Origin of the sequence: Bradyrhizobium sp., from assembly GCF_035484855.1 — a bacterium.
In the GTDB taxonomy this organism is placed as follows: Bacteria; Pseudomonadota; Alphaproteobacteria; order Rhizobiales; family Xanthobacteraceae; genus Bradyrhizobium.
On sequence record NZ_DATHOP010000172.1, the window covers coordinates 1 to 11,794 of the forward strand.

General features: G+C 63.2%; 11 protein-coding genes. 9 read left to right on the top strand and 2 right to left on the bottom strand.

Annotated elements, in window-relative coordinates; genetic code table 11:
* A partial coding sequence (locus VK804_RS19590; protein WP_325373271.1) for a thiamine pyrophosphate-binding protein occupies positions 1-1,161 on the top strand: 1,161 nt, incomplete at its 5' end.
* 118 nt (positions 1,162-1,279) lie between these two features.
* Here the strand turns inward: VK804_RS19590 and VK804_RS19595 are convergent.
* Entirely contained in the window at positions 1,280-2,668 is a 1,389-nt protein-coding gene (locus VK804_RS19595; RefSeq protein ID WP_325373273.1) for an LLM class flavin-dependent oxidoreductase, read from the bottom strand.
* A 67-nt stretch (positions 2,669-2,735) separates the two neighbouring features.
* On the bottom strand, positions 2,736-3,362 hold the full coding sequence (locus VK804_RS19600) for a carboxymuconolactone decarboxylase family protein (protein ID WP_325373275.1): 627 nt from the start codon (positions 3,360-3,362) through the stop codon (positions 2,736-2,738).
* A 221-nt stretch (positions 3,363-3,583) separates the two neighbouring features.
* Between VK804_RS19600 and VK804_RS19605 the strand changes: the two genes are divergently transcribed.
* The 8 genes from VK804_RS19605 to VK804_RS19640 all read left to right on the top strand — a co-directional run bounded on the left by VK804_RS19605 (position 3,584) and on the right by VK804_RS19640 (position 11,639).
* On the top strand, positions 3,584-4,663 hold the full coding sequence (locus VK804_RS19605; RefSeq protein ID WP_325373277.1) for an LLM class flavin-dependent oxidoreductase: 1,080 nt from the start codon (positions 3,584-3,586) through the stop codon (positions 4,661-4,663).
* Positions 4,660-6,066 carry a M20 family metallopeptidase gene (locus VK804_RS19610; RefSeq protein WP_325373279.1) on the top strand — a complete coding sequence of 469 codons (1,407 nt, stop codon included), beginning with the start codon at positions 4,660-4,662 and terminating at the stop codon, positions 6,064-6,066. The genes VK804_RS19605 and VK804_RS19610 overlap by 4 nt, the downstream gene beginning before the upstream one ends.
* Positions 6,063-7,358 (top strand): MFS transporter, encoded by a 1,296-nt coding sequence (locus VK804_RS19615; RefSeq protein WP_325373281.1) that lies wholly within the window; start codon positions 6,063-6,065, stop codon positions 7,356-7,358. Before VK804_RS19610 ends, VK804_RS19615 begins: the two co-directional genes overlap by 4 nt.
* Positions 7,359-7,454: 96 nt before the next feature.
* Positions 7,455-8,372, top strand: coding sequence for an amino acid ABC transporter substrate-binding protein (locus VK804_RS19620; RefSeq protein ID WP_325373283.1), 918 nt, complete (start codon positions 7,455-7,457; stop codon positions 8,370-8,372).
* Positions 8,373-8,499: 127 nt separating this feature from the next.
* Positions 8,500-9,417, top strand: coding sequence for an amino acid ABC transporter substrate-binding protein (locus tag VK804_RS19625; RefSeq protein ID WP_325373285.1), 918 nt, complete (start codon positions 8,500-8,502; stop codon positions 9,415-9,417).
* 49 nt (positions 9,418-9,466) lie between these two features.
* Positions 9,467-10,198 (top strand): amino acid ABC transporter permease, encoded by a 732-nt coding sequence (locus VK804_RS19630; RefSeq protein ID WP_325373287.1) that lies wholly within the window; start codon positions 9,467-9,469, stop codon positions 10,196-10,198.
* Positions 10,199-10,204: 6 nt separating this feature from the next.
* Positions 10,205-10,897 carry an ABC transporter permease subunit gene (locus VK804_RS19635; RefSeq protein ID WP_325373289.1) on the top strand — a complete coding sequence of 231 codons (693 nt, stop codon included), beginning with the start codon at positions 10,205-10,207 and terminating at the stop codon, positions 10,895-10,897.
* Positions 10,898-10,907: 10 nt separating this feature from the next.
* A complete protein-coding gene (locus VK804_RS19640; RefSeq protein WP_325373291.1) occupies positions 10,908-11,639 on the top strand; it encodes an amino acid ABC transporter ATP-binding protein in 732 nt (243 codons plus the stop codon).
* Positions 11,640-11,794 lie beyond the last annotated feature (155 nt).

The following is an 11,794-nucleotide window of genomic DNA, read 5'->3' on the forward strand; positions in this document are numbered from 1 at the left end:
AATGCCGAAGCCGGCATCGAACTCGGCCGCTCGACCCGCGTCGACGCACGGGTGCGCCCGTCCGACGAGGGCGTGCAGGCGTTGGCGCAGCGGATATTAAAGGCGCAAAACCCGGTCATCATCACCGGCGACGAGATCGTCAAGAGCGATGCGTTAAAGGAAGCCGCCGCCTTCGCGGCCGCGCTCGGCGCGCCGGCCTATCAATGCTCGACGCCCTATGGCGCGCAATTCCTGTCGGAAAGCCCGTGCTTCATGGGCGCGCTGTCGCGGCTGCAGAAGCAGGTGCGCGAGGTGCTGTCGCCCTACGATCTGATGATCGTGCTGGGCGCCGACCCCTTGCGGATGTCGGTCTATAGCGAGGTCAATCCGCTGCCGGAGGGACTGGCGATCGTGCAGGTCGGCCTCGTCGACGGCGACCTCGCCAAGAATTACGGCGCCGAGATCGCGCTCAAGGCCGACGTCAGGGAAACCTTGCGCGTGCTGGTGCCGGCGCTGAAGGCGGCCGGCGGCGCCGCGCTGCAAGCGCGCGCGAAAAAGGGCATCGCCGCACTGGCTTCGAAGAACTGGACGGCGCGGCGCGGCCCGCTGATCGAGCAGATCTCGAAGGCCAAAGATCGCTCGCCGATCGATCCGGATTATCTGACGCTGCAAGTCGTCGAGGCGATGCCGGATAACGCCATCCTGGTCGACGAGGGGCTGACCTCCGGGCGGCAGATGCTGGCGCTGCGTCCGCACCGCGACCGCTACGGCTATCATGCGCTGGCGTCGGGGGGCATCGGCTGGGGCCTGCCGGCCTCCGTCGGCGTCAGCATGGCCAACCCTGATCGGCCAGTCGTGTGCTTCTCCGGCGACGGCAGCGCGATGTATTCGATCCAGGCGCTGTGGACCGCGGCCCATCACAAGCTGCCGCTGACGGTGGTGATCTGTAACAATGGCGGCTATCGCATCATCAAGCAGCGGCTGCTCGCGTTCCACGGCGACAGCAATTACGTCGGCATGGATTTCGCCGACCCGCCGGTCGATTTCGTCGGCATCGCAAAATCGCTCGGGCTGGAGGCGATGCGGATCACGGAGGCAAAGGATTTGAAGCCGGTGCTGACGTCGGCATTCAAGCGGCCCGGTGCGAAGCTGATCGAGGTCGTGGTTGACGGCACGGTTTAACACCGTCATGGCGAGCGTAAATCGTAGGGTGGGCAAAGGCGCGCTTGCGCCGTGCCCACCGTTCTCGCACGAAATAGATGGTGGGCGCGCTTCGCTTCGCCCACCCTACAACGGAGCGTTACTCCGCCGCCTTCGCCCTCACGCCGGGCCGGTACTGCACGGCCGGATGCGGTGCGGCGAGCCGCGCGCGGCCTTCGCCGAACAGTTTTTCGCGCAGCGTGCCAGGTCGATAAGCCGACTTGTACCGCCCGCGGCGCACCAGCTCCGGCACCAGCATGTCGGCGATATCGGCGAAATCGCCGGGCGAAACCGCAAACGGCATGTTCAACCCGTCGACATCGGTCTGCTCGAACCAGGCCTCGATCTGGTCGGCGACCTTTTCCGGCGTGCCGATCGCGACCGGGCCGGCGCCGCCGATGCCGACATGCTGGGCGACCTCGCGCACGGTCCAGACCCGGTCGGGATCGGCGCGGGTGACGTTGTCCATCGCGCTGCGGCCGGCATCATTCTGGACGTGGCGCACTTCCTGGTCGAGATCGTAGGTCGAGAAGTCGACGCCGGTCCAGCCGGACATCAAAGTGAGCGCGCCTTCGGGGCTGACGTAGCTGCGATAGTCGGCGTATTTGGCTCTCGCCTCGGCTTCGGTGCGCCCGAGAATGACGGTGAACATGCTGAACATCAGTATCTCGCTCCCGTCGCGCCCGCCCTGCGCGGCTAGTTCGCGGATCGCCGAAACCCGCGGCCCGATCACCTTCGCCGACGGACCCGACATGAACACGCATTCGGCGTGCTCGGCGGCGAACTGCCGTCCGCGCGGCGAGGTGCCGGCCTGATACAGCACGGGCGTGCGTTGCGGCGACGGCTCGCTGAGATGAATGGCGTCGAGGCGATAGTTGTCGCCCTCGTGCTGCACGCGATGCACCTTCGCAGGGTCCGCAAAGATACCTCTGATACGGTCGCGCAGCGCGGCGTCGTCTTCCCAGCTGCCTTCCCAGAGCTTGTAGACCACCTCCATATACTCGTCGGCGACCGCATAGCGGTCGTCATGGCCGGTCTGCTTGTCCTTGCCGGCGCCGCGCGCGGCGCTGTCGAGATAGCCGGTCACCACATTCCAGCCGACGCGTCCCTCGGTGAGATGGTCGAGCGTCGACATCCGCCGCGCGAATGTATAGGGCGGCTCATAGGACAGGTTCGAGGTCACACCAAAGCCGAGATGTTCGGTCACCGCGGCCATCGCCGGAATCAACAGCATCGGATCGTTGCAGGGCGTCTGCGCGGCGTTGCGCAAGGCCGCATCCGGACTGCCGCCGAACACGTCGTAGACGCCGAGCACGTCGGCGAGAAACAAGCCGTCGAAACGCCCGCGCTCGAGCGTCTTCGCGAGATCGATCCAGTAGGGCAGGCGGTTATATTCCGCAGTGCGGTCGCGCGGATGGGTCCACAGCCCCGGCGACTGATGCGCCACGCAGTTCATGGCGAAGGCGTTGAGCCGGATTTCCTTTTTCATGATCGATGACCTTCAACGCGGCGCCGCCCGGCGAGGCTGCCGTGCGGCAATGGTGAATACCCGCAGATTACCGGCCGGCCTGCTTGAACGGCAATTCCGCGTCGGCGGGCGGGGAGACGTGGGCGACGTTCAGCGTCATCGACACCACGTCGTAGTAACCGTTCACGGCGACCAGATCCATGATGCCCCGTTCGCCGAATTTTTCCAGAGCCTTCGCATAGATCGCGTCGTCGACCGCGTGATCGCGCCGCAGCTGCGTGGTGAACTCCCAGACAATAGCCTCGTCGTCCTTCATGTTGTCGGGCTTTCGCCCGGCGCCGATCGCGGCGACGATGGCGGGATCGAGGCCAGCCTTGATCGCCAGCGGCGCGTGGGCGTGCCACTCATACTGCGAACCCCAGGCTTGCGCGGTCATGAGGATCGCCATCTCGTTGACGCGTCTGTCGAGCGAGCTATTGAAGCGGACATACTCGCCGACCTTCTGCAGGCGGTCCGCCAGTTCCGGGCTGCGCAGCCAGGCGTTGAACGGCCCGCCCATCCCTTTTCGCGGCCCGGACATGATGGCGTCGGCAACGCTGCGCTGCGCGGGCGACATTTTATCGAGCGGAATTTCCGCCATGCGCTCGCCGGTCAGCGCTACTGCGGAACCCGCCAACAGCAAACAAATCGCGGACGCGCGCAGGATCGTCTTCATGATCGTCCTCCCTTGTATCGGCCCGGTCGGAACGCCGGGCTGTTGGCCGAACTTGTTGCATTCGGACTGGTTTTGGCAAGGCAATTCCGGCACGCTCGCGGCAGGCTCGGCGTGTCCTTCGGACCAAGCCATGGTGGTAAGACCTGCCACCAGCCGGAATTCGTGGCCTGTTGCGTCCCGATACCATGTCTCTAGGATCAGGGTCAGGCGGAGATCATTCCATGCAAGACATATCGTTCGGCTTTCAGGCGGCGGCCGCTGATGTGGCGGGGGTTCCCGATGACCAGCTCTATCGCGATCTGATGTCGGATTGCGAACTGGGTCACCGGCTCGGCTACGACGCGGCCTGGCTGCTCGAGCATCATTTCAGCGACTACTACCCGACGCCAAGCCCGCTATTGATGATGGCGCATATCGCGGCCAAATTCCCCGATCTGTCGCTGGGGACTTCGGTGCTGGTGCTGCCCTGGTATCATCCATTGCGGCTCGCCGAGGAAATCGCCATGCTCAATTTGCTGACCAGAGGCCGGTTGCATCTGGGCATCGGGCGCGGCACGGCCAGGATGGAATATGAGGCGTACAATATCGACATGAACGAGGGCCGCGCGCGCTTTTCCGAAGTATTTCGGATCGTCGAACAGGGTCTGGCGGGAAAGCCGTTTACCTATCAAGGCAAGTTCTGGAACATCGAGCGGCCGATCCGCATCCGCCCCGAGCCATCAGACAAACCGGTTCACTTCTATGGCGCGATCGGAAGCCCGGCCAGCGCCGAAGTGATGGGTGACCTCGGCATTCCTCCCATCTGCCTTTCGACGTTCCCCGATGGCCTGTTGGTGAAGATCCTGGATCGCTGGCGGTCGCGCGCCGGCGCCAAAGCGAACGGCGCCATTCTGCCGATCTCGGTGAAAATGTTCATCGCCGACAGCGACGAGGAGGCGCGCGATCTGGGTCGTCGCTATTTCCCGCCGTATTTTGCCCTGCAGGCGGATCACTATGAAGCGGATGCCAATCCGTGGGCAGACATTCCCGAGTATACCGATTTCAGCCGGATGTTCGCAAACTTGCGCAAGTTGACGGACCCGGCGGAGCTCGGCCCGTTCCACGATTCCAACCTGATCGGCAGCGCGGAGACGATCTGCAGGCGCATCGATGCGCTGACCGCCCTCGGCTTCAACTACTTCATGGTATCCAGCGCGACACCGGGCACGCCGCTCGCCCTCCGCCAGCGGATGATGTCGCGGTTCGCCGAGGAAATCTGCCCGCGTTACTCGAGCGCGATGCGGAAGGGCCGCGCCGCATGACCGCGCCAGTTCAAGGCAGGGGCGATGCCATCGCCAACGTCCACCGGCAGTTTTCTTCCGGCGAGTTCCTGCAAACGCTGGCGCGCCGTGTCGCCTACCAGACCGAAAGCCAGCGCGGCGGCCGCGAAGCCGAGCTGCGCGCCTATCTCGAAAAGGAAATGCGCACCGCTTTTGCCGAGCTCGATTTCGAGAGCCGGCTGGTGGAATCTCCCAGCGGCAAGTCGCCGTTCCTTGTCGCGGAGCATCGCGAGAGCGACGCGTTGCCGACCGTCCTGATCTACGGCCACGGCGACGTCGTCGACGGCATGGTCGGCGAATGGCGCGGCGGGCTCGACCCGTGGAAGCTGACGACGATCGGCAACCGCGTCTATGGCCGCGGTGCTGCCGACAACAAGGGGCAGCACAGCATCAATCTCGCCGCGCTGGCTGCGGTGCGCGACGCGCGCGGCGGCAAGCTCGGGTTCAACGCCAAATTCCTGATCGAGATGGGTGAGGAGATCGGCTCGCCCGATCTGAATAAAGTCTGCGCATCGCTGCGCGACGAGCTGAAGGCCGATCTGTTGCTCGCCTCCGACGGCCCGCGGCTTGCCGCCGACCGGCCGACCATCTTCCTCGGTTGCCGCGGCGGCATCCGCATTCATCTCGACGTGAATTTGCGCGAGGGCGGTCACCATTCCGGCAATTGGGGCGGCCTGCTCGCCAATCCCGCGACCATCCTCGCCAATGCCATTGCATCGCTGGTCGACAGCCATGGACGCATGAAGCTCGAGGCGCTGAAGCCGCCGCGGCTGACCAACCAGGTCCGCAGCATGCTCGCCGATGTCGACATCAAGCCGCTGCCGGAAGAGCCCGCCCTGTCGGAGGATTGGGGCGAGGAGGGATTATCAGCCGCGGAACGGGTCTACGCCTGGAACACGCTCGAAGTGCTGGCGATGTCATCCGGCAATATCGATCACCCGGCCAATGCAATTCCCGGCCATGCCCGAGCCGTTCTGCAGCTTCGCTTCGTCGTCGGCACCAAATACGAAGGGGTCGTCGACGCCGTACGCGCTCATCTCGCAGCCAGCGGCTTTCCGATGGTCGAAGTCAGCGCCACCCAAAGCTTCATCGCTTCGCGCACCGATTTCGACAGTCCCTGGATCAAATGGGCGGCGGACTCGATCCGGCAGACCACCGGCAAGGCGCCCGCGGTGTTGCCGAATTTCGGCGGCTCGCTGCCGAACGATGTGTTCTCCGAGACGTTGGGAATGCCGACGATCTGGGTGCCGCACTCCTATCCCGGCTGCTCCCAGCATGCGCCCGACGAGCACATCCTGCTGTCGGTGACCGAAGAAGCGCTCGGCATCATGGCGGGCCTGTTCTGGGATTTGGGCGAAACGTCGCGCGCCGGGGATTTGAAATGACAACATTGGCGCCGGCGGAGGGAATACCGCAAACCGTTCCGGAGAAAAAGAACATTACCCGGCTCGTGGTCGCGACCTCGCTCGGCAATGCGCTCGAATGGTTCGATATCTCGGTCTACGCCTTTTTCGCGGTCTATCTCTCCAGGGCGTTCTTCCCCAACGACAATCCGACCACCTCGCTGTTGCTGACCTTTGGCACGTTCGGCCTGACATTCCTGGCGCGGCCGGTTGGCGGCCTGCTGCTCGGCGCCTATGCCGACCGCCATGGCCGCAAGGCGTCGCTGCTTCTGTCCATCGCGATGATGACCTTCGGCACGCTGGCGGTGGGCTGCATGCCGACCTTCGACAAGATCGGCGTATGGGCGCCGCTGCTCGTTATCGTCGCCCGCCTGGTGCAGGGTTTCTCCGCGGGCGGCGAGTTCGGCAGTTCGACCGCGTTCCTGGTCGAGCATATGCCGGGCAGGCGCGGCTTTGTCGCAAGCTGGCAATTCGCAAGCCAGGGCATCAGTTCGCTGCTCGGCTCCGGCTTCGGCGTGCTGTTGTCCTCGACCCTGACCGAAACCGAATTGCAGACCTGGGGCTGGCGTATTCCGTTCCTGTTCGGCGTGCTGATCGGGCCGATCGGCCTTTACATCCGCAACAACATCGAGGATGCGACCGCGCCGCCGGCAGCCGAACACGACACGCCGGTCCGCAATGTCTTCACGCAGCAGAAGTTTCCGGTCCTGCTGGCGGTCGGCGTGATCGCGGCCGCGACCGCGGTCAATTATCTCATCATCTACATGCCGACCTATGTGGTCAAAACGTTGAATCTGCCGCAGATCATCGGCTATCTCGCGGCCTTTGCCGCCGCCATCGCCGCCATCACCCTCAATCCCGTCGCGGGCGCAATCTCCGACCGGGTCGGACGCACGCCCTACATGATCACGATAGGTGTCCTGTTGCTGTCTGCGGTCTTCCCGCTGTATCTGCTGCTTGCCAGCAAGCCGTCGGGACCGATCATCGTGCTTGCGGTGCTGCTGCTCGGCTCGCTGAAGGCGCTCTATCTCGGCGCGGTAGCGGCGCTGATGTCCGAACTGTTTCCGGCCGGCACGCGCGCGACGGGCCTGGGGCTGAGCTACAACATTGGCGTGACCGTTTTCGGCGGGATGGGTCCGGCGACCGTGACTTGGCTCGGCACGTTCGCTGTGATCGGCGATCTCGCGCCGGGCTATTATCTCACCGTGGTGTGCCTGTTCAGCCTTTGGGCACTGATTACCATCCACAGGACCCGGGCCAACGGCCATGCCTGATCGGGCCGGGAGGCGCAAAAGCCGCCGAAAGTCACATTCTATTCCGGCCCGGATTATGCAAGCATCATGGCGGCCATCCAAACGGGGAGAGAAAGAATGAAGCATTTACGCATGATCGGGTTTGCGCTCGCTGCGGCGCTCTGTGCGGGGCAAGCCGGCGCCCAGGAACTGACGGGGACATTGAAGAACATCAAGGAAACCGGCACGATCACGCTCGGTTTTCGTGATTCCTCGATCCCGTTCTCCTACCTCGACGACAACCAGAAGCCGATCGGCTTCGCGATGGACATCTGCTACAAGATCGTCGACGCCGTGAAGAAGGAACTCAAGCTCGACAAGCTTGAGGTCAAGCTCGAGCCGGTGACGTCGTCGAACCGGATTCCGCTGCTGGCCAACGGCACCGTCGATCTCGAATGCGGCTCGACCACCAACAATGCCGAGCGCGAGAAGCAGGTCTCGTTCACCAACACCCATTTCCTGACCGCCAGCCGTTTCGTGTCGAAGAAGGCCAACAAGCTCGACAAGATCGACGATCTCAAGGGCAAGTCGGTGGTCTCGACCGCCGGCACCACCAACATCAAGCAGCTCACCGAAGCCAATGCCGCCCGCAACCTCGGCGTCAACATCATTCCGGCCAAGGATCACGCCGAGGCGTTCCTGATGGTCGAGACCGATCGCGCCGTGGCGTTCGTGATGGACGATGTCCTGCTGGCCAGCCTGATCGCCGGCTCGAAGGACCCGAGTTCCTATGCGATCTCCTCGGACGCCTTCTCGAAGCCCGAGCCCTACGGCATCATGCTGCGCAAGGACGACGTGCCATTCAAGAAGATGGTCGATGCCGCGACCGCAGTGCTCTACAAGAGCGGCGAAGGCCAGAAGCTCTACGACAAATGGTTCATGTCGAAGATTCCGCCCAAGGGCTTGAACCTCAACACGCCGATTGCCCCGGAGCTCAAGCACGAATTTGCCAATCCATCGGATTCGCCCGATCCCGCTTCCTACAAGGCGATGTGAGGCTGGCCCGGCCCATGCAATGGCTCAGCCATTGCATGGGTAGCCGGGTCGTGGGCCGCGGCCGAAAGCGGCGTTCGGCTCGATTTTTGCAAGCATTGCGGCAGTCATCCAGGCGAGGAGAGCGCTAATGAAATGCCTGCCCATGGTCGGCCTCGCGCTTGCCGCTGCACTCGCGGCCGGACAATCCAGTGCCGAGGAGCTCACGGGGACGCTGAAAAAGGTCAAGGAAACCGGCACGATCACCATCGGCTACCGCGACTCCTCGATCCCGTTCTCCTATCTGGACGACAACCAGAAGCCGATCGGCTTTGCGATCGACATCTGCGCTAAAATAGTGGACGCCGTGAAGTCCGAACTCAAGCTCGGCAAGCTCGCGGTCGAGTTCAATCCGGTGACGTCGTCGAACCGCATTCCGCTATTGGCCAACGGCACCATCGACCTCGAATGCGGCTCGACCACCAACAATGCCGAGCGCCAGAAGCAGGTCTGGTTCACCAACACCTTCTTTCTGACCGCCACCCGCTTCGTCTCGAAGAAGGCAAGCAAGCTCGACTCGATCGATGCGCTGAAGGGCAAGACGGTGGTCTCGACATCAGGCACCACCAACATCAAGCAGCTCACCGAGGCCAATGCGGCGCGCAAGCTCGACATCAACATCGTGCCGGCCAAGGAGCACGCCGAATCGTTCCTGATGGTCGAGACCGATCGCGCGGTCGCGGCCGTGCTGGACGATATCCTGCTCGCGAGTTTCGTCGCCGGCTCGAAGGATCCCGACGCTTATGTCATCTCCACCGAAGCGTTTTCCAAGCCGGAACCCTACGGCGTCATGCTGCGCAAGGATGACGTCGCCTTCAAGAAGGTAGCCGATGCCGCCACCGCCTCGCTTTTTACGAGCGGCGAGGGCGAGAAGCTCTATGACAAGTGGTTCATGCAAAAAATCCCGCCCAAGGGGTTGAACCTCAACACGCCGATCAGCGCGGAGCTGCAGCATGAGTTTGCCAATCCCTCCGATTCTCCCGATCCGGATTCGTATAAGGCGATGTGAGGCGTCTGATGAGCGGGTCGAGGCGTAGTTCTGGCGCACGGAAGTTGTCGTGAGTTATCACTGGAACTGGCACATTTTCTTCGAGCCGTCTCCGAGCGGGACCGGCACCTATCTCGACATGCTGCTGGCCGGGCTGCTGCTGACCATCGAGACCTCGCTGTTCGCCTGGATCATCGCACTGGCCTTCGGGGCGGTCGTCGGCGTCATGCGCACGCTGCCGTCGAAGACCGCTTCTCTCATCGGTTTCGTCTATGTCGAATTCTTCCGCAACATGCCGCTCCTGGTGCAGCTGTTCATCTGGTTCTTCGTGCTGCCGGAACTGCTGCCGCATGCGTGGGGGCTGTGGCTGAAGCAGATGCCGCACGCGCCGTTTTACACCGCGGCGATCGGGATTGGACTGTTCATGTCCGCGCGGGTGGCTGTACAAACCGCCGCCGGCATCAATTCGCTGCCGCGCGGCCAGAGGTTGGCCGCGACCGCGCTGGGACTGACCACGGCGCAGACCTATCGCTACGTCCTGCTGCCGATGGCGTTTCGCATCATCATGCCGCCGCTGACTTCCGAATTCCTCGCCACCATCAAGAATACGTCGGTGGCGATCACCATCGGCCTGATCGAACTGACAGGTGCCGCGCGCGCAATGCAGGAATTCTCCTTCCAGGTGTTCGAGGCCTTCACCGGCGCAACCGTGCTCTATCTCCTCGTCAATATCGTGGTCGTCGTCGCGATGCGCTTCCTCGAGCGCGCGCTGGCGGTTCCCGGCTACATCTCGGGGAAGTGAGCGCAGATGTTCGCCAGTTTCGACTTCGACGTCATCCGCCGCTCGCTTCCCTATCTGTTTCTCGACGGCATGACCTTCACGCTGATGCTGACGGGGCTCGCGGGCCTTGGCGGCCTGGTCTTCGGCACGCTGATCGCGTTGATGCGGCTGTCGGGCCTCAAACTGCTCGGGCGTATCGCCGGGCTCTATGTCGACCTGATGCGCTCGCTGCCGCTGGTGCTGGTGATCTTCTGGTTCTATTTCCTGGTGCCTTATATCGGCCAGTGGCTGACGGGAGCTTCGCGGCCAATCCACGTCGGCGCATTCGCCTCCTCGCTCATCACCTTCATCCTGTTCGAGGCGGCGTATTTCTCCGAAATCATGCGCGCCGGCATCCAGTCGATCTCGAAGGGACAACCGGCCGCGGCCCAGGCGCTCGGCCTGACCTACAGCCAGACCATGCGCTATGTCGTGCTGCCGCAGGCGTTCCGCAACATGCTGCCGGTGCTCTTGACGCAGACCATCGTGCTGTTCCAGGACACCTCGCTGGTCTATGTGGTGTCGATCACCGACTTCCTCGGCGCCGCCAGCAATGTCGCGCAGCGCGACGGGCGGCTGGTCGAAATGTACCTGTTCGCAGCCGTGATCTATTTCGTCATCTCCTGTTTCGCGTCGTTCGGCGTGCGGCGCCTGCAGGCGCGCATCGCCTACGTGCATTAGAAAGACCGCTATGATCGAGATCAGCCATGTCGACAAATGGTACGGGCCGAATTTCCAGGCGCTGAAGGACTGCTCCACCAGCGTCGCCAGGGGCGAGGTGGTGGTGGTGTGCGGCCCGTCCGGCTCGGGAAAGTCGACCTTGATCAAATGCGTCAACGCGCTGGAGCCGTTCCAGAAGGGTGAAATCGTGGTCGACGGCATCCGGGTCAACGACCCCAGGACAAACCTGCCGAAACTGCGCGCCCGCGTCGGCATGGTGTTCCAGCATTTTGAATTGTTCCCGCATCTGAAGATCATCGAAAATCTCTGCCTGGCGCAGGAGAAGGTGCTGGGGCGTTCCCATGCCGAGGCGCTGGCGAAGGCCGCAAAGCTGCTCGACCGGGTGGGCCTGAAGGACCACGCGCGCAAATATCCGGCGGAATTGTCCGGCGGCCAGCAGCAGCGCGTGGCGATCGCCCGCGCGCTGGCAATGGACCCGATCGCCATGCTGTTCGACGAGCCGACCTCGGCGCTCGATCCGGAAATGATCAGTGAGGTGCTCGACGTCATGGTCGACCTCGCCCGCGAGGGCATGACCATGATGGTGGTGACCCATGAGATGGGTTTCGCCAGCAAGGTCGCGCACCGGGTGATCTTCATGGACCAGGGCGAAATCGTCGAGGACGCGCTGAAGACCGATTTCTTCGGCAGCCCCCGCAGCGACCGCGCGCAGAAGTTCTTGTCGAAGATATTGTCGCATTAGCTCGAGAGTCATTCCGGGATGGTCCGAAGGACCAGACCCGGAATCTCGAGATTCCGGGTTCATGCTTCGCATGCCCCGGAATGACGATACGAGGGTTTCTCGGCATTAACGATTCGCGTATACCGTCCGCATCACCGCTTCGCATCCCCACCAGG